At 47.1% G+C, this 18,723-nt stretch carries 14 protein-coding genes and 1 pseudogene; 8 read left to right on the top strand and 7 right to left on the bottom strand.

The window, feature by feature from the left end:
* Positions 1-13: 13 nt before the first annotated feature.
* From C0068_RS12230 to cadR, 7 genes and pseudogenes are all read right to left on the bottom strand, one after another.
* The gene (locus C0068_RS12230; protein WP_103682565.1) at positions 14-889 is read right to left on the bottom strand and encodes an IS982 family transposase; all 876 of its coding nucleotides are present in this window, start codon (positions 887-889) and stop codon (positions 14-16) included.
* A gap of 82 nt (positions 890-971) precedes the next feature.
* Positions 972-2,759 (bottom strand): annotated as a pseudogene (locus C0068_RS12225) (efflux RND transporter permease subunit); the annotation flags it as partial.
* A gap of 10 nt (positions 2,760-2,769) precedes the next feature.
* On the bottom strand, positions 2,770-3,678 hold the full coding sequence (locus C0068_RS12220) for an efflux RND transporter periplasmic adaptor subunit (RefSeq protein WP_158249985.1): 909 nt from the start codon (positions 3,676-3,678) through the stop codon (positions 2,770-2,772).
* Positions 3,679-3,720: 42 nt separating this feature from the next.
* Positions 3,721-4,503: a TolC family protein gene (locus tag C0068_RS12215; RefSeq protein WP_233208806.1), complete on the bottom strand. Its 783-nt coding sequence runs from the start codon at positions 4,501-4,503 to the stop codon at positions 3,721-3,723.
* Between the two features lie 99 nt (positions 4,504-4,602).
* Positions 4,603-7,611 (bottom strand): Tn3 family transposase, encoded by a 3,009-nt coding sequence (locus C0068_RS12210; protein WP_008251030.1) that lies wholly within the window; start codon positions 7,609-7,611, stop codon positions 4,603-4,605.
* A 29-nt stretch (positions 7,612-7,640) separates the two neighbouring features.
* Complete coding sequence (locus C0068_RS12205; RefSeq protein WP_008251029.1) at positions 7,641-8,891, bottom strand: site-specific integrase; 1,251 nt, start codon at positions 8,889-8,891, stop codon at positions 7,641-7,643.
* Between the two features lie 2 nt (positions 8,892-8,893).
* Positions 8,894-9,319, bottom strand: a complete 426-nt coding sequence (gene cadR, locus C0068_RS12200; RefSeq protein ID WP_008251028.1) for a Cd(II)/Pb(II)-responsive transcriptional regulator — start codon at positions 9,317-9,319, stop codon at positions 8,894-8,896.
* A 70-nt stretch (positions 9,320-9,389) separates the two neighbouring features.
* Here cadR and C0068_RS12195 point away from each other — a divergent pair, with 70 nt between their 5' ends.
* From C0068_RS12195 to C0068_RS12160, 8 genes are all read left to right on the top strand, one after another.
* Positions 9,390-10,286, top strand: coding sequence for a cation efflux transmembrane domain-containing protein (locus C0068_RS12195; RefSeq protein WP_008251027.1), 897 nt, complete (start codon positions 9,390-9,392; stop codon positions 10,284-10,286).
* A 40-nt stretch (positions 10,287-10,326) separates the two neighbouring features.
* Positions 10,327-10,692: a hypothetical protein gene (locus C0068_RS12190; RefSeq protein ID WP_081482686.1), complete on the top strand. Its 366-nt coding sequence runs from the start codon at positions 10,327-10,329 to the stop codon at positions 10,690-10,692.
* Between the two features lie 60 nt (positions 10,693-10,752).
* The gene (locus C0068_RS12185) at positions 10,753-12,024 is read left to right on the top strand and encodes a TolC family protein (RefSeq protein ID WP_008251026.1); all 1,272 of its coding nucleotides are present in this window, start codon (positions 10,753-10,755) and stop codon (positions 12,022-12,024) included.
* A 53-nt stretch (positions 12,025-12,077) separates the two neighbouring features.
* On the top strand, positions 12,078-13,043 hold the full coding sequence (locus C0068_RS12180; RefSeq protein ID WP_008251025.1) for an efflux RND transporter periplasmic adaptor subunit: 966 nt from the start codon (positions 12,078-12,080) through the stop codon (positions 13,041-13,043).
* 12 nt (positions 13,044-13,055) lie between these two features.
* Positions 13,056-16,172 (top strand): efflux RND transporter permease subunit, encoded by a 3,117-nt coding sequence (locus C0068_RS12175; RefSeq protein WP_008251023.1) that lies wholly within the window; start codon positions 13,056-13,058, stop codon positions 16,170-16,172.
* A gap of 74 nt (positions 16,173-16,246) precedes the next feature.
* Positions 16,247-17,134: a cation diffusion facilitator family transporter gene (locus C0068_RS12170; RefSeq protein WP_008251018.1), complete on the top strand. Its 888-nt coding sequence runs from the start codon at positions 16,247-16,249 to the stop codon at positions 17,132-17,134.
* 3 nt (positions 17,135-17,137) lie between these two features.
* Complete coding sequence (locus C0068_RS12165) at positions 17,138-17,479, top strand: YnfA family protein (protein WP_008251016.1); 342 nt, start codon at positions 17,138-17,140, stop codon at positions 17,477-17,479.
* A gap of 155 nt (positions 17,480-17,634) precedes the next feature.
* On the top strand, positions 17,635-18,636 hold the full coding sequence (locus C0068_RS12160; protein WP_008251014.1) for a DNA-binding protein: 1,002 nt from the start codon (positions 17,635-17,637) through the stop codon (positions 18,634-18,636).
* Positions 18,637-18,723 lie beyond the last annotated feature (87 nt).

Here is an 18,723-nt window from a genome sequence, read left to right as displayed (position 1 = left end):
ACCCGTGGTGCATTTAGGAAATGACCACTTTCAGGTTGTTTAATTTATTCCCTTCACGTTGGTTGAACCATTGAATTAATGTGAGGGACGCTATCTTTGTCACAATTCTGCGCGAAATACCCTTGAACGATTTTGCATAATTCCGCCGTATCATGAACTGGTCACAAAGTTGTGAAAACAATGTTTCGATCCGCTTTCTGGCTTTACGATATTTAGCCGGAAAGTCTCTAAACTCTTTCTGGTTCTTTCGCATCGGTGTTTGCAAATTGATACAACTTGATGAAAATAAATCTGTTTGCCAAACTCTGCTCAAATACCCTTTATCGCCAATCAAAACACAATTGTTTAACTGGCCTTCAATATCGTTTAGGTAATGGATGTCATGAACCGAAGCCTTTGATATATCGTACATTTTTAACACGCCACTCGGTGAGCAAACCGCGTGTAACTTATAGCCAAAGTAGCGCATATTTTGTGCTGCACAAAAACCAAAATCTGGCGAGCTAGATTCAAATTCTTGGCAAATTTTACTGCGATTAGATCGACTCATTTTACACACTTCCAATGGCATGCTATCGACAATATTTATATCGTTATCAACATCTAATCGCGTGACAATAGCGCTTCTGATTTCTTCTAATTTAAAACTCAACCTTCGCGCTCTTCTGTTATAAACGGAGCGCTCAATTTTCCCATTGATGCACGCAGGCAGCTGTTTGAACAAAAAGTGTTCTGAATCAATGCCCAGTGTTTCAGCTGCAAGACTGAGCGCGAGTAGCTCCTTATCGCTTAGCTTAGGTGTTCTGATTTGATTCAAAAAATTATCGGCTGGCTCAATTTCGTGCAAAAGAGACAGAATTTTGCTATAAACGCTGTGTAAGTTACTCATCTCGTTACCATTTTTCTCGTAAACTAATGATAACCTCTTTATGAGGGTGAGTAACTTACCTCCTTCCTAAATGCACTACGGGTTTAATACGTCTTTCAAGTAGGGTTTGCATCTCTACCGCTTGCTCTAGTCCTGTGCCGGGAATGCGCATCGCATGTAAAGTAACGTCCCCTTCATCTAATTGAGGGGTAAACTCCGAACCCAAGGTGGTAGCTAAATAGAGGCAAAGCACCACCAAAGCACTCGCTCCGCCAACCATAAACCACCGAAACTTTAAGGCAAACTGTAGCGAAGGTTTATAAGCGCGTTTAGCGACATCCATGACGATGCCTTCTTTTTCGCTAATGTTTCCTTTTAAGAATACCGCAATCGCGGCGGGGACTACTGTCAAAGATAAAATCATGGCAGAAATTAAGGCCATCACCACCGTGGCAGCCATCGGATGGAACATTTTTCCTTCAACGTCGCTTAAAGAAAAAATCGGGATATACACAACAGTGATGATGGCAACACCAAATAGACTGGGACGAATCACTTCTGAGCTTGCTTGATAAACGATATTTAAACGTTCTCGTAAAACTAAATGGCCATTCCGCTGCGCCTGAGATAGGCGCCGAATAGCGTTTTCAACAATGATCACGGCGCCATCGATGATCAAGCCGAAATCCAGCGCACCTAGGCTCATTAAATTTGCGGAGACACCGGCTTTCACCATGCCAGTAATAGTCATTAACATGGTCAGTGGAATAACCGCAGCGGTAATCAGCGCTGCCCGCAAATTACCTAATAATAAAAATAGTACGACAATTACAAGCAGAGAACCTTCTAGTAGATTTTTGCTTACGGTCACAATGGCCTTATCAACCAAGCTTGTTCGGTCGTACACAGGAAGAGCAACAACACCCTTTGGTAGCGATGCCTGAATAGTGGCTAAGCGCTCGTCTACACGCTTTGCAACAACTCGGGAATTTTCACCTATCAACATCATTGCGGTACCCAGCACCGTTTCAACGCCATCTTGCGTGGCGGCACCAGTGCGTAAATTCTTTCCAATACCGATACTCGCAATGTCTCCGAGTTTTATAGGGATTGAGTTATGTGTAGTCACAATTACATTGCTAATGTCTTCAACCGTTGCCAATTGTCCAGGTGAACGCACTAACAATTGTTGACCGTTGCGCTCTATATACCCCGCGCCGCGATTATCATTATTAGCTAGTAAAGCCGCCGTAATATCCGCCAAGCTGATCTTGAACTGCAGTAATTTTTGAACATCTGGGCTAATGTGATATTGCTTGTTGTAGCCGCCAATACTGTTGATTTCGACTATGCCTTTCACCTGCGCCAGCTGTGGTTTAATAATCCAATCTTGAATTTCTCTTAAGGCGGTGGCGTCATAAGCTTGACCATTGGCCTGCAGTGCGTTCGGCTCTGCCTGTACGGTATACATATATATCTCGCCGAGCCCAGTAGAAATGGGTCCCATCTCAGGTTCTATTCCGGCGGGCAGGACCGACTTTATTGCAGTAAGTTTGGTATTGATTAGATTTCTAGCAAAGTAAATATCGGTTCCTTCCTCAAATACCGCCGTCACTTGCGACAAGCCATAGCGCGACAATGAACGGGTATACGCAAGTTTTGGTAACCCAGCCAAAGCGGTTTCTACGGGATACGTAATTCGCTGCTCAGCTTCTAATGGTGAATAACCTGAGGCTGAGGTATTAATTTGTACTTGAACATTTGTGATATCCGGCACGGCATCTATCGTAAGGCGCTGGTAGTTCAGAACACCGACAACAATAATTAACAGAACACTAAATAAAACTAGAATCCGCCGCGCAATTACGAGGCGCAATATTGCATCAATCATCGTATGCACCTCAGTGATCGTGACTAGATTCAGATTTTTCGATATCTGCTTTAAGAAGGTAGCTATTCGTCACCACATATTCGGTATCAGCGGAAATGCCGGAAATAACTTCGATAAAATCCGCGTCACTGCGACCGGTCTCAATCGGAATAAAACGATAGACCTCAGCCTCTTTCACAAAGACACCGAGTTTGTCATCTAAGCTTTGCAGGGCAGATTTTCTAAGCGCTAAAATGGGATCGAATTCCTTAATCACTACATCGGCTTGAACCAATTGACCGGGGAACCACCTGTCGTCAATATTGTTTATTCTCACCCGAGCAATACGGTACGGTGACGACTGCTCTGCAGGCAATATATGTGTAATCTTAGTGTCAAAACGCAGAGTGCCATCACTTATAAAAACGTGCTGATCCGCACGAAGTGAGGTTTGCTGGGAGGGAAATACACGCAGTTCAGCCCATAAATAGTCTGTATTTACAATTGAAAGCAGAACTTGATCACGAGCCACTTCTCCCACATTTGCATGCCGCTGAATCACGCTTCCACTAATCGGAGAACGAATTTCATAGTTCTTTAAACTTCCGTTTGACTCCACTATTGCCAACAAATCACCGGCTTCTACCTTGTCACCAATATTCACTGCAACAGAATGAATAACGCCTGAAAAACGCGCACGTACATGACTGGTTTGTTCCGGCGCAGTTGTGAGATTTCCGTAAAGCCTCGCAGTTTGCTTAATTCTATGTGGTCGTGAGATGTCGGTTTTAATACCGGTGCTAGACGCAATATCATCACCTATTACGAGACTATACTGCTCTTCATGTTCATCATGATGTTGGTGAGTCTCGTCCGCTAAGGTCATACTCGCTTGGCACAGTAGCAATACTGTGAGGGTGACTATTAATTGCTGTTTCATTGTCATATTCCGAATTTTGAGTGCATATTGATGCAAAATAATTTATTTACGCGGTGTGAGCGGCTTTGCGACAAGTTGCTCTATGGTGCTTTGATTGAGTGAAGCGGCCGCCGCATTTTCGATAAGTGCCTGCTTCGCATTGAGTAGCTCTCTTTGTACAGCGATCAATTCTATGTAACTGTAACGGCCAGCTTCATAGGCGTGCTGAGTCGCTCGTAACGAAGCGCTAAGCTCTGGCAGAATGGTATTCCGATAGGCATTGACTGCAGCGAGGTGCTGAGCCCGCTGTGAGTAAGCCTCAAAAAGCTGAACATGCATTTTTAATTGCGCGGACGCCTGCTCAAACACTACCTCGTTCTGCGCTGCGCGCGCGGCTTTCACTGCACCGGTCTTGCGTGTACCGCTAAACAAAGGAATAGATAGACCAGCAACAAATGCAGTATCATCGCTATTTTCAAATTGCCGAACACCCAGTTGCCAATTTATATCTGATATTGATTGAGTTTTAAGCAAGGCCAATTCCGCATCTCTTATGCGTGCCTCGCTTGCGAATACGGCTATCGCAGGGGAAGACTGTGCCTCCCTATATAATTCTTCATAACTAACTACCTCACGAAATTGATAGAGATCGCCCTCAAGAACTATCCACTTTGGGGTTGTTTCACCCCAATACGCAGCCAGCTTTACCGATCCTCGTTGGTATTCCCGTCGCAGAGAATTTAGCCTTAACTTCGCTTGCGCAAGCGCCGCCCTTGCCCGCCTTACTTCGTAATCAGTTCCGGCACCCTGCTTTGCGCGATTCTCCAGCACTGCGAGGGTGTTCACTGCCAAATCTCGAGCTTCCTCAGCTAGGGCTATATAGAGGGTCGGCCGTCATTCTGGAAAAATTCGCCAATTGTACCTTAAATTATTGATATATAAGTCTTATTTCGCTTTTTCTGTCTCCAGTATCTTGATTCCAAAATCCAGCGGCGGAATTACTTTTTCCAGATCCAAATTGTAGTCACCAAAGCGATTAATATTAGAATTTCGGTATGGTGAGAGCCCATTAAGCAGCTCTTTGTTGATTATCACACCCTCTTTCGACAAATGCTTCAGAACATGGGTCATTTTCTCAACGTTATAGAGAATCACCATATTAGCTACTAGCTGGTTGTATTTAACGATTTTCCGCTGCTCATGACGGACGTTTTCTGCAATGATGCCCTCACCTCCAAAAAAGAGCCATTTAATAAAACCGTTAAATTCCTCACTTTTGTTTGTGGCTGATTGAATGGTTTTTCGAAGCTCAATTTCATCGATATAGCGCAGTAAAAAGAGTGTTCTTATCGCCTTTCCCAGCTCTTTAAATGCCAAATATAGCTTGTTTCTACGACTGTAGGTCCCAAGCCTACGCAAAATCGTTGAGGCGGTAATTTTGCCTTTCTTGATCGATATGACGACGCGAAGCATATCTCGAAGATGCCGCTCGATTAATTTGAAGTCTATGCTTCCTGCAAACAAGGGCTCAATACTTTTGTATCGATATCGATTGTCAGGTCGGAAAAGCAACAAATCCTGAATGTTGCGGATTCGAGGCATGAGATTGATGCCCAGCAAATGTGACAAACCAAATACTGGATAGCTTTGCGCCTGTGTGTCGCCATGTAACGTATCGGGCTGGATGTCAGATTTGTTGTTCATTAGTCCGTCTAGTATGTACACCGCTTCATAGACACCGCATGGAATAAAATGACTGAACAATGCAATGTAGGTATCGGAAACATGGTAGTAACCAATACCACCATAACCGCCATATCGAATATGGTATTCCGTTAACAGGTTCTGTTCGTACAGATCCCACATCGTTCCATCAGCCGACGCGTGCTTGCCGCTGCCCCAGTATTTAGGTAGATCAAATTTATTGTAAGCATTGACGACTTGGGTGATCGCTTTGTCCAAGCGATCTTCGGAAGCATGTCTAAGGTTGAGCCAGGCAATCTGCTTTCTGCTGATATTCTTCACAGACTTGGCTGTTTGAACTGGCCCTAGATTACAGCCATAGCAAAATAACGTGGTGATGAAACGCTTTTCGGGTTCATCTATACGTAATTCATTCCCTGACAACGGCCCAAATAGTTTATGCAGACCAAGCCACTTTTCAGTGTCGGTAAGGATGTCAATAATGCTTACTTCAGGGAGGTTTTCCGTAATCAGTGCATCGAGTTTTTGCAGTTCGGCTAACGGTTGTTCACTTCTTATCGGACTGATCGACAGCTTACCCTCTTTGATCGAGGCGTGAAGATTGGCAGGAAATCGCTCGTCTACCTGTTTTGATCGATCTGATAGCTCCTGCTTTAAGTTAGTAACAAACAAATGCGCATTATTCAGTGGCATCTCCACCTGTTCACTATACTCGTCTAATTCGTCATCCAATGTTTCATCGTCCACCAGTTGCTCGCGATAGTCATCAAATTCGACGCTAAACGGAATATACAAATCGCCCGATGAGAGCTCGTGCTTGATGTGTAACAACAAACAGAGTTCAAGGTATTTTCTATGGAAAAGTCGTTGAGTTATTCCGGTTTCGTTCTTCGTGTTCGACAGGATCAGCTTGCGCCATTTTTCTGTAAACCAACTGGTATCAAATGGCTCAGGCAAATGCTGATTAAGTGTCTCTTCGCTGATAAATTCTGATCGAGTACTACGCAAACTCTTTAGCAGGATAAGCAATGTCGTGCTGCTGGTATCGCTGGAGCTTGATTGCAAATCCAGTATATCCAGACAATTGAAAAGCAAAGCGCGTTTCTGGCGGTAATTGCTTAACATGAAGGGGTAGTAATTGTTTCCGGCATAAGCAATGTGCTGATTGCAACGATCAATCAGCGCGCTAGCGTCATCGCCCAAGACACCTCCAATCGCTTGCAGTTTGGCTAATTGTTCAGAATCTTGGTCGTAAGCGATAAGAACGTCGCGAAATTTTGCAATCAAGGCATCGATTTGTTTTTGGTGCTCCAGGATATATTTGTTCAATGCGGCCTGGGCACCAGCTTCCATGCTTCGCAGCATCTTGATATACAAGTTTGCAACATCGTCCAAGGCTTTACTATGTTGTTGGCGAATCAATATTACGGCAAGTGCATAGCGCTTATGGACTTTGAGTCGTGCCATTTCGGGGGCTGTTAATGCACGAGCCTCTAGGGCAAACTGCCGATATTTCACAACCGGAATGTTGGCCTCAGGGAGAGTTTCACCTAATGTTTGGAGCCAATGAACATGCTGAAGATAACTTCGAACTTCTTTGTTACCCGGCTTTTTGGGTTCACGTTTAAGAATATTCCAGGCACTGTAAGCGCCATCGGACGGGTTCAGTAATTCATCAATTTTTTGTTTGGCTTCTGGCGAGAGATCCAGTCCAATCTCGCGAAAACAGGCATCATTGACTTTATTTCTTGCTGCGCGAGCGATTCGTTTGAGGACTGTAAATCCGGGCAGCTCGAAATGATGATGCGCCAATTCCTCTAGCATCACGTTGATGATATCTGCGAGCATCTCTTTTGTCTCTGATGCATTTTCAGCAATTTGAGTGAGCCAAGGCTGGTCGCTTAAATCGAATGGCTTTATGCCGAGATATTCCCTTAATTGTTGTTGCTGACGTGATCGAGACCCCGACCGGTCGTAGTCTTTGAGCTGTTTAAGAGTAATCGGTCGTTTTATACCCATCGCATCGAGCACATGCTGCATAATCGAGCGTGGCACTGAGGCCACAGGCACAAAGTATCCGAGTCGTTGAAGTAATTTTAAATTCAGAATGAGCCCGACACGTAGAATCGGCCTTTTTTCTGATGAGATCAGTATTAGTTCTTCTGGTGTTGGAGTGTAATACTCCTTGAGCTCTTTATCTGTGATGGTGTTGCGCAGTCGAGGATAGGCAGTTTCATGCAGACTGCTCATATTTCAAATTCCTTTAAAAACAGAGTCTGTTAATCCCAGTGTTTATCGGTGCGAGGATCGCGAACGCTAACCTCCAGCATGCATTGATTCTCTGACGCGATCTCGTGCATTCGGTGAAGTAGTTCATCTAGGATTTCATCCAATGAATCGTAGTCACTGTGCTCGACCATAATCTCGTAATGCCTTCCTTCTAAATTGACTTTATTCATTGACAACGGCGACAAGCAATACCCCTCGATTAATTTTTTTGCTCTGTCAGTGCGCTTGGAAAGCTTGCTATAAGGCTCTAGAACGAGAAGAACCTCCAATAGCGTTTGGATGGTTTTTTGTTCATCTTGTTCGATTGGCGCAATTACCGTAGCAATTCCCGTTTCTGTACGATACTGAGCAAATGGATCTGGCGAGTCTATGTATCGCATCGCGGACTGAACATCTTTCCAACCCACGTATTCCATCAAGGATTTCGTATCCCAACCTTGCGCATTTGCCCAGGTGGCGAAACCTCTTCTTAGAGAGTGACTGCTAAACAAGTTCGCCTCATCTATGTCGGCTCGTGAACAGCACTGCTGAATAATGCCGATGATGCTTGCGGGATGAAGTGCGTCTTCGGATATATGTCCCCAACGATTAATCGAACGAAAAACCGGCCCGACCTTTATTTGCGCCGCACTGACCCAATCTAAATAAGCTTCGACAGGACAAAGTTGTTTTAATGCAGGAGCCTTGTATCGCCGCCCCAGTCTAGAATGATCGCCTTTACTGCGGGGGACAAATATGTCCATCCCTTTTCCAGACTCCGCCTGAATATGCTCTACACTAAGTCGGGCTAATTCATCACTGCGGAACGCACGCCAGAAACCGATCAACAATAGGGCTTTATCCCGGATCGATTGCAGCGCTTCTTTTGGTGAGCCAGTTTCAATAAAATGATCAAACGAGCTTACCAGTAGCGTTAGCTGGTCAAGCTGAATTGGTTTGGCTTGCTTTGGGACGACTGGGTGCAATTCGGCGATGCCCTTTAACACTTTTTTTACATGCGGGGCTTTGGTCGGGTCAGGAAAGCCCTGATCAAGATGCCAGGCCGCTAGACCAGCTAGTCGTTGACGCAGTGTGTTTACTGACAAAGTATTTGCATAATCCACCAAATAGCGAGCCACGCTATCGGCGGTCGCAGGAAGAAAACCACCCCAGTGACTTTCAAAATGTTCAACAGCCGCACGGTAACTTAAACGCGTGTTATCGCGTGTTGCCGCCCGGATATAGTGATCAAGGTCTGTCACCCTTACTTCCTTTTGTTATCTGTAAACGTATGCTGCGATTTTGGCGATAGTTCATTTAATATTCCGCACTGATCGATAGATCGTGCGCGACCACATTTATGTCGCAACCGCTTTAGATCACGCTGAAGATTTTGGAGATCCGTGATACGGGTCTCGACAATGTGCAGGTGAGCATCAATCATGTCATTCACCGCTTCACACGGTGTGCCTGGTGAGTGTTGTAGCGAGATGAGGTGTTTGATTTCGCTTAACGTCAGATCCAGCGCACGGCAATTCTTGATGAATGACAATTTTTCAAGCGCGCCAGTACTATATATACGGAAGTTGCCGTCAGTACGAGCAGGCTCGGAGATTAAGCCTTCCTTTTCGTAGTGGCGTATCGCTTGGATCGAACAGCCACTGCGTTTAGCGAGCTCACCAATTTTCATAGGTTTCCCCCTTGACTCTATTGTTACTATAGAGTGTAGCCTTGGTATATCCATCTAACAAGAGTCGGCTATGTCAACAGATTCGAAAGTGTGCTGCGGCTCTAGCAGCACAGCGCCAACACAGGCTGAAGCGAACAGCGATATGCAGGCTGGAGCCAGCCACGTAAGCGTGTTTCATGTCACTGATATGGATTGCCCGTCAGAAGAGAACCTGATTCGCACTGCATTTGCTAGTTTTGATGAGGGGCTCACCTTCGAATTCGACATTTCCAACCGCAGGGTGCGGATATATCACCCAGATATTGCGGAGACAGTGGAAAAAACCATGATCTCTGTTGGTCTTCGGGCACAACTGATTTCATTGGAGCCGGTAGATTTTGATGCCGTTCGGCAAGCCCAGGTAACGGCAAAGTCCGACGAAGTAAGAGAGGCGCGGGTATTACGGTGGTTGCTGGCAATCAACGCGGTCATGTTTGCACTTGAGTTTGGCGTGGGCATTGTGGCGCAATCCACTGGCTTAATCGCTGACTCGCTGGATATGTTTGCCGATGCTGCGGTCTATGGTGCGTCGCTGTATGCGGTGGGTAAGGCCGCTCGACTTAAGCTCAAGGCTGCCCATTTCTCTGGCTGGCTACAGCTCGCGCTTGCTGTGGGCGTCCTACTCGAAGTCTTTAGGCGAGCTGTCTACGGGAGCGAACCCGTTTCAGTACTCATGATGGGGGCAGGCGCCGTTGCCTTGGTAGCGAATATTGCTTGCCTCTTGCTAATCTTCAAATCGCGTAACCAAGGGGCACATATGAAGGCCAGCTGGATATTCTCAGCCAATGATGTGTTGGCCAATACCGGCGTCATCATTGCCGGCATTCTAGTGGCGATGACGGGATCACACATTCCGGATTTGGTGGTTGGGGTTATTATTGGCTTTATTGTTTTAAACGGCGCTCGGCGTATACTTCTGCTACGATAGCGACCTGTTTTCGAGATCAAGTGATCAGATAGATTAAAAAATGCTTAAACGTGTCCTGACATATTTTTTGCTTGCACTGATTGTTTTGCAATCCGGTATGTCTATGGGCGACGCACATCAACTGCACCAGTCAAGTTCTGAGCATGTGACTTTCGACGAGGCCCATCAACATCTTGGCGTGCTTGAAGTTGAAAAACACGACGTCAAAACTCTTACTACAGATACGTCGGCCTCTTCGACATTGGATTGTCATCACTGCTGCCACGGTCACGCTCATTTTTGTCCCGCTATTCTAGTCTCTACCGATCAGCTTTTATTGACGAAGAGTTCATCACCTGTTTCCTTTTATTCGGAAAGCGCTTTTCCCAATACCTTCGAAACCATCCTGCGCCCTCCTAAAGCATAAGCCCTAAGTACCGTTTTTTACCCGCACTTGCGGAATTACGACTTATATTAGGACTTATCCATGCAATTACTCACTTTTTACAGGTGCCATAAGCCCTGTGCGTGGCTTGCTTTTCTACTCTGCAGTTTGACCATCACGGCAAATGCTGCGTACGCCGATACCAAGCTGACTCTAAATGACGCGCTAGCCCGCACGCTGTCAAACAATCCACAACTCTACCAATACAGATTCACACAGGAAGCGCTGAGCGCCCGAAGGCAAACCAGCGCCTTACGCCCAGCGATGGCATTTGAACTTGAGGTAGAAAACTTCGCTGGATCCGGCAGTACGGCAGGATTTGATTCAGCAGAAACCACACTGGCGATATCGTCAGTGATTGAACTGGCAGGTAAACGTCAGGCCCGCGTTTCCTATACAGATGCTCGTATCAATCAGGCGGAATGGGAACAACAAGCCACTACCCTTGATGTGCTCGGTGAGCTGACGACCGCCTATATAGAGGGCTTGGCAACCCAGGCCAACATTCGGCTCGCTGAGGAATCTCTAGCACTGTCCCAATCGTTGTTAAAAACCCTCAAAACACGCTCCAAACAGGGAGCGGCACCTGAAGCGGAAGTCATGCGTGGGCAAGCCGCCGTTGCGCGTGCGGAAATCCGTCTTGCTTCGTTGGAGGAACAGTTTCAGCGCCAGAAAGTGCAGCTCGCTCGGTTTTGGGGTGACACCACCCCGGCATTTAGCACACTGGAGGGGAGCCTTTTTGAATTCGGAGAAAATTCAGGCTTTGAGCAGCTGTATGCGCGAATAAAAACTTCCCCGACTATTCAGGTGTTTGCAAGTGAGGCGCGGATCAGGGATGCCGCAGTGACATTGGCTCGCGCAGGTGGACGCAGTGATCTGACGTGGCGTGCAGGCATCAAACGCTTCGAAGAAACAGGCGATTCAGCATTCACCGTGGGGCTCTCCATTCCCTTGTTCTCTAATAAGAGAAACAGCGGTGAAGTGAAAGCGGCTCTGGCCAATCGCAATGCCGTGGATTATGCCCGACAGGATCTGCTCTTGCGTTTGCATGCCCAACTTTTTGAAGCCTGGTCGCTCAGAAAGCAAAGCATCGCGGCCGCCAATAAAACCCAAAATGTGGTGATCCCAGCGCTAGAAAACGCACTTAAATTAACCCGTGAAGCTTACGAAAATGGTCGTTATCGCTATCTCGATTTGATTGCCGCTCAGGAAGAGTTGCTGGCGACCAAGCAGGCGCGTATCGATGCGGCATCGACAGCTCTCATCTGTCAGGCGCTGATAGAAAAGCTATCCAGTGAAGCTCTTAACCGCTAAATCAATCGTTTACATCGGGTTTGATCACCATCAGACCTCAGGAATTTATGACTATGAAAAATGCAATTATCACCGGTCTTACAGTCTTAATCCTTGTTTTCAGCACTTACCTACACGCGGCTGGCGACCATATTAATCACGAAGAGAATCCCTCGGCAGATCACAAAGAATATGGCCATGAGGATGATGGAGAGGATGAGCATGGCCACGGCGAAGAAAACAGCAGTCGTATTGATGGCGAGATGGCACAGCAAGTGGGGATCGTAACCAGTCGTGCAGGTTCCCAGGAACTTAATCAAACCATTACTGTTTACGGCTCGTTGGTGTCGGGGCCAGAACAATTAAGTCATGTGCGTGCCCGCTTCGAAGGCTTAGTCAAATCTGTACGTGTGACCATTGGTGATCGAGTAAAAACCCGTGATCTGTTGGCGGAAATTGAATCCAATGAAAGCCTTAAGACTTACCAACTCCACTCGCCTATTTCAGGCCGCATCGTTCAGCGTCACGCCAACACCGGCGAAGTAACCCAGGATCAAATTCTGTTTTCCATTGCTAACTTTGACACTGTGTGGGCGGAACTGCGGGTCTATCCCGCTCAGCAGTCCTCGGTTGCAGAAAGTCAGGACGTCCATATTCTGACTGCCGATGGCAGTGTCGAATCCACAGTAAATCATATTGTGCCCTCGCTGGAATCCCCTTATCAGTTAGCGCGAGTCAAACTGGACAACAGCAAGCAAACCTTATCTCCGGGAATGATGGTAGAAGCGCGTGTACAGGTCGGTCGCTTTCCAGTTTCTTTGGCTGTTACAAAAGAGTCGGTGCAAATACTTGGTGGTCGGCAGGGTGTTTTTGTAAAGATCAATGATGAATATCGTTTTAAACCGCTCGTGCTGGGTCAAAGTGACGACCATTTTTATGAGGTCGTCGATGGGCTTGAGTCCGGCGATGAATATGTCAGTAAAAACAGCTACCTGATCAAAGCCGATATCGAAAAATCCGAAGCCGAACACGAACACTAAAAGGGACGCATTATGATTGATTCTATTGTGCGCCTAGCCGTTGAAAGGCGCTTGTTAATTCTCTGTTTTATTTTTGTCATCGTTGGAGTCGGCGTGTGGAGTTATCAAAAGCTCCCCATTGATGCGGTACCCGATATCACCAATGTGCAGGTACAAATTAACACGGCTGCTCCGGGTTACTCGCCGCTAGAGTCCGAGCAGCGAATCACGTATCCGGTAGAAACTGCGCTAGCGGGTTTACCCAAACTTTCCTATACACGCTCGCTGTCACGTTATGGCTTGTCTCAAGTCACGGTGGTGTTTGAAGAAGGCACTGATATCTATTTTGCACGCAACCTGATTAACGCCAGGCTGGGTGCAATCAAAAGTGCCTTACCGCCTGGGCTTGAACCGGAAATGGGGCCGATTTCTACCGGCTTGGGCGAAATTTTTATGTATACGGTGCAAGCCAATCCTGATGCCCGCATGGTTAACGGTGAGTCCTATAACGCGACCGCATTGCGAGAAATTCAGGACTGGATTATCAAGCCCCAACTCGCTCAGGTAAAAGGCGTTATCGAGGTCAACAGCATCGGTGGCTACAACAAGCAATATCATGTGATGCCCGACCCCACAAAATTACTACTTTACAAAGTTAGTGTTGAAAACGTCGTGCAAGCCTTGCAGGCCAATAATGACAATCGGGGCGCGGGCTATATCGAACGAAACGGTCAGCGGCTTTTGGTGCGGTCGCCAGGTCAGCTCGCAACGGTGGACGACATCGGTAATGTGATCATTACCGAACATGACTCTGTACCGATAAAAATAAAAGATGTGGCCGAAATTGCGATTGGCAAAGAGCTACGTACCGGTGCCGCTACGCGAGATGGTGTAGAAACGGTATTGGGTACTGCCATGATGCTGATCGGCGCTAATTCGCGTACGGTCGCCCAAGACGTAGCTAACAAGCTCGAAGAAATTCAGGTCTCATTGCCGGAGGGCGTGGTGGCTGAAGCCGTCTACGACCGCACCGCGCTAGTCGACAAAGCCATTGCCACCGTGTCCAAAAACCTCATGGAAGGCGCACTACTGGTTATCGTGGTGCTGTTTCTCTTGTTGGGCAATTTCCGTGCTGCCTTGATCACAGCGGCGGTTATTCCGCTGGCTATGTTGATGACGATCACCGGCATGGTGAAAACGGGTGTATCGGCCAACTTGATGAGCCTAGGGGCACTCGATTTTGGTTTGATCGTAGACGGAGCGGTCATTATTGTTGAAAACTGCGTTCGTCGTCTGGCCGAGAATCAGCACAAAAGCGGTCAACAAGATTTACGGGAGCGATTGAACACTGTTTTTGACGCAACCTCCGAAGTGATTCGTCCCAGCTTATTCGGTGTGGCCATTATCACTATCGTCTATATCCCGATATTTAGTTTGACCGGTGTGGAAGGCAAGATGTTTCACCCGATGGCGGCGACCGTAGTGATGGCGTTATTGTCTGCTATGGTGCTTTCGTTAACGGTGGTCCCTGCTGCTGTTGCCGTGTTCATGAACGGCAAAATCAGCGAAAAAGAAAGCATCGTTATCAGCAAGGCAAAATCTGCCTACAAACCGCTGCTCAATCTCGCTCTAAAGTTTCGCTGGGCCGTGGTCGGTTTTGCCTCAGTCTTGGTGGTGTCTTGTTTATGGTTGGCTACGACTCTGGGTTCAGAGTTCATTCCTCAATTGAATGAGGGTGACATTGCATTGCACGCGATGCGCATTCCAGGCACAGGTTTGGAGCAAGCCGTGGAAATGCAGGAAATTCTTGAGCGGAGAATAAAAGCATTTCCTGAGGTGGATAAAGTCTTCGCCCGAATCGGCACGGCGGAAGTTGCCACCGATCCGATGCCGCCCAATGTCGCCGATAATTTTGTGACCTTAAAACCGCATAGTGAATGGCCAGACCCGTCCAAAACCAAAGCGGAACTTGTTGAGGAAATGGAGCGAGCCCTAGAGGAGTTGCCGGGCAATAACTATGAGTTTACGCAACCCATCCAAATGCGGTTTAACGAATTAATTTCCGGTGTACGCGCGGATCTCGGTATCAAGATTTTCGGAGATGATCTGGATCAGTTGGTGTTAACAGCCAACGATGTGCTTAAAGTCGTCAATTCGATTGAAGGTGCTGCGGATGCTAGGGTTGAACAAGTAACGGGATTGCCAACACTTTCTGTTATTCCGAACCGCACCGCCCTGGGTCGCTACGGTTTGAATGTTGCCGAACTTCAGGATTGGGTGTCCGCTGCGATTGGCGGTGAATCCGCCGGGATTATTTATGAAGGTGATCGGCGCTTTGAGCTGGTGGTGCGCTTGCCGGAAACAACGCGTCGCGATATCGACCGTTTGAAGTTTCTGCCGGTACCACTCCCGAACGGGGATTATGTGCCCCTCGAAGAAGTCGCGACCTTGGACATCTCACCTGCACCAGCGCAAATCAGTCGTGAAAACGGTAAGCGCCGCATCGTAGTCACCGCTAATGTTCGTGGACGTGATCTGGGGAGTTTCGTCAATGAGGTACAAGCGAGTGTTCGTGAAAACGCGGATATCCCGCCAGGTTATTGGCTGGACTATGGCGGCACTTTTGAGCAGCTGGAGTCTGCCAGCCAGCGCTTGTCCGTCGTAGTACCGATTACCTTGTTGGTGATATTGGGTATTCTGGTCATGGCCTTTGCCTCAGTGAAGGATGCGTTGATCATATTCAGTGGTGTGCCGCTCGCGCTCACTGGTGGTGTTTTATCGCTGTATTTACGGGACATGCCGCTGTCGATCTCTGCTGGAATAGGTTTTATCGCACTGTCCGGCGTGGCGGTACTAAATGGACTGGTGATGTTGGCCTTTATACGTCAGCTTTGGCATGAGACAGGGGAATTGACCAACTCAATTATTGACGGCGCGATGATTCGTTTACGCCCGGTGTTGATGACTGCTCTCGTGGCCAGTCTCGGTTTTGTCCCCATGGCCTTAAACACTGGTACCGGTGCAGAAGTTCAGCGACCACTCGCAACCGTGGTTATCGGGGGCATTATTTCGTCAACGATTCTGACGTTGTTGGTTCTGCCTGTACTGTATCAGTGGGTTCATCGCCGAGAGAATAAAATCAAAAAATAATCGTCTGGCTCCGGCACAAGCCGGAGCCGACTTTTTTTGAATCTAAACAGAAAAAGAAAAGAGCTGGAGGAACAATGCATTCTCATTCACACGACGACAACAGTAGTACACGAATCGGCTGGGCATTCTTTCTCAATGTTGGATTCACGATTATTGAGTTTATTGGCGGGGTGCTGACCAATAGCACCGCGATTATGGCGGATGCCGTCCACGACCTCGGAGATAGTTTGTCTATTGGTTTGGCGTGGGTCCTCGCGAAACTGGGAAAAAAGCCCGCTTCCAGTTCATTTTCCTACGGCTACAAACGTTTATCGCTATTGGGTTCGCTCATCAATGGTATTGTCCTTATCGCCGGTTCAGGTTGGGTGTTATATCAATCCATTCCTCGTCTTTTCAATCCGGAAATGCCTGTAACAGAAGGTATGTTGGCGCTGTCCATTTTCGGTATTGCCGTGAATGGGTTCGCCGCATTTAAGCTCAGCAAAGGGGAGACACTGAATGAAAAAGTGCTCAACTGGCATTTGCTAGAGGACGTCCTCGGATGGGTTGCTGTTTTTATTGTGTCAGTTGTGTTGATGTTTGTGGAGTGGCCGATCCTCGACCCCATTTTAGCGATCGGCTTCACCTTATTTATTTTGGTGAATGTTGTTCGAAACATCGGCTCAACCTTAAAGCTGTTTTTACAGGGCGTACCCGATCAAGGCATTGCAAAAGGAATCGAAGAGAAACTTAAAAGCATTTCTGAGTTTAAACATTTTCACCATCTGCATTTGTGGTCGCTGGATGGCGAAAGCCATGTATTAACGGTTCATATCGAACTTGCAGCAGATGTATCACTGGAGGATCAAAGAAATTTAAAACGCCGTTTGTCCGCTGTGCTGGCCGAGTTTGAGTTAAGTCACACAACCGTTGAGTTTGAACTACACAATGAGCCTTGTCGTGATGACGTGCCAAAGGAGTGACGTATGCTGTTAATCAAAACTGCTGGCCTTTTCGTGTTCACCGCGATTGCGGAAATCGTAGGGTGTTTTTTGCCTTATCTTTGGCTGCGCAAGGGGGGATCTACCTGGCTTCTGTTACCTGCTGCATTATGCCTTGGGCTATTCGTCTGGTTGCTAACACTGCATCCCGCCGCCAGCGGTCGGGTATATGCGGCCTATGGCGGGGTCTACGTGGCGACAGCGTTGGTTTGGCTTCGCGTGGTTGATGGGGTACGACTTTCTCCTATGGACTGGCTGGGAGCCTGCATCGCATTGATCGGTATGGGTATTATCGTGATTGGTTGGAATGTACCAAATTCGTACTGAATTTTGAAGGAATCCGCCTCGAAATCCACCTGACATTCAATAACTCTTGATTATTTAAAGTTAAATTTAAGCTATTCAAGTCTCGAAAAGCGATATAATATAGTATGTATATACGTGGTACGTAATACAGTACGAAATATAGTGAGAGGTGGTATATGGCAAGAGGCGGCGTCAACAAAGCACTGGTATCCAAAGCGCGTGAAACCTTGGTCCGTCGAGGCGAAAACCCCTCAATTGACGCTATTCGCGTGGAACTTGGCAATACTGGCTCCAAGTCCACCATTCATCGATACCTACGAGAGATAGAGGAAGAGGCTTCGGCCCGCCTGGATGACGAAGCATTGCTCAGTCAGCCCATCAAGGAACTAATTGGTCGTTTAGCTTCAGCGCTGAAACAGGAAGCACAAGCCGCAATTGATGAAAGCCAGTCCAAGCATCAGCACCAAGTGCAGTCCCTTACAGGTAGAATTCAAGAACTCGAAAGCTCGCTTGCCTCTATTAATAAAACGTTCTCAGAGAAAGAACACGAATTACAAAGCACGCTCGCTGAACTGAAGGAGAGCAAAGCCTCCGAAGAAGAGCTAAAAGCAAAAGAAGCCAAAGCCACTCAAACCGAAGAAAAGCTTCGAGAGCTATTAGCTGAAAAACAAACCCAAATCGAGTCACTGGAAGAGAAACATCGCCACAGTCGAGAGGCAATGGAGCATTATCGCCAGTCGGTAAAAGAACAGCGCGATCAGGATCAACGGAAGCACGAGCAATACAGCCAACAGCTTCAGTCTGAAATTCGCGCCCTGAATCAAACTCTTTCAGTTAAACAATCTGATATCACGCAGTTAAACAAGGACAACGGGCGGCTCGCGGCTGAGCTTGGCTCCATACAGAAAGCAGCAGCAAAGCTGGAAACCGAGCAACGTAAACTTACCACGGATCTGGATTCCAAAGCGGAAGAGTCTGACTCGCTTAAAATTCAACTTTCCGAGCTCGCAGCTCAAGTAGAGGAACTCGATAAAGTTAAGAAGCTGAACGAAGAGCTGCAAGCCTGGAAGGCAGAAGCGTCGGTATCGATAGGCAAACTGGAAGCAGAAATTTCAATCAAGACTGATATGATGAATCGTTTACTGGAGGAAAAAACAAAAGCGCCGGAGCCAAAATAAAATAAAGAGTTGGACGGTGAGCACAGATGACCGACTGCTGGGTATTTTCTTATATTGTCTTAATTTTTTTACGATGTGTAAGGCTCC

The organism is Zhongshania marina (assembly GCF_002915595.1).
GTDB lineage: Bacteria > Pseudomonadota > Gammaproteobacteria > Pseudomonadales > Spongiibacteraceae > Spongiibacter > Spongiibacter marinus_B.
This window is presented reverse-complemented; position numbering and strand designations above follow the sequence as displayed.

Excerpts from the sequence above, each read along its gene's own strand:
- C0068_RS12230 (WP_103682565.1), bottom strand. The coding sequence starts at position 889 with ATGAGTAACTTACACAGCGTTTATAGCAAAATTCTGTCTCTTTTGCAC.
- C0068_RS12220 (WP_158249985.1), bottom strand. The coding sequence starts at position 3,678 with ATGAAACAGCAATTAATAGTCACCCTCACAGTATTGCTACTGTGCCAA.
- C0068_RS12210 (WP_008251030.1), bottom strand. The coding sequence starts at position 7,611 with ATGAGCAGTCTGCATGAAACTGCCTATCCTCGACTGCGCAACACCATC.
- cadR (WP_008251028.1), bottom strand. The coding sequence starts at position 9,319 with ATGAAAATTGGTGAGCTCGCTAAACGCAGTGGCTGTTCGATCCAAGCG.
- C0068_RS12195 (WP_008251027.1), top strand. The coding sequence starts at position 9,390 with ATGTCAACAGATTCGAAAGTGTGCTGCGGCTCTAGCAGCACAGCGCCA.
- C0068_RS12190 (WP_081482686.1), top strand. The coding sequence starts at position 10,327 with ATGCTTAAACGTGTCCTGACATATTTTTTGCTTGCACTGATTGTTTTG.
- C0068_RS12185 (WP_008251026.1), top strand. The coding sequence starts at position 10,753 with ATGCAATTACTCACTTTTTACAGGTGCCATAAGCCCTGTGCGTGGCTT.
- C0068_RS12180 (WP_008251025.1), top strand. The coding sequence starts at position 12,078 with ATGAAAAATGCAATTATCACCGGTCTTACAGTCTTAATCCTTGTTTTC.
- C0068_RS12175 (WP_008251023.1), top strand. The coding sequence starts at position 13,056 with ATGATTGATTCTATTGTGCGCCTAGCCGTTGAAAGGCGCTTGTTAATT.
- C0068_RS12170 (WP_008251018.1), top strand. The coding sequence starts at position 16,247 with ATGCATTCTCATTCACACGACGACAACAGTAGTACACGAATCGGCTGG.
- C0068_RS12165 (WP_008251016.1), top strand. The coding sequence starts at position 17,138 with ATGCTGTTAATCAAAACTGCTGGCCTTTTCGTGTTCACCGCGATTGCG.
- C0068_RS12160 (WP_008251014.1), top strand. The coding sequence starts at position 17,635 with ATGGCAAGAGGCGGCGTCAACAAAGCACTGGTATCCAAAGCGCGTGAA.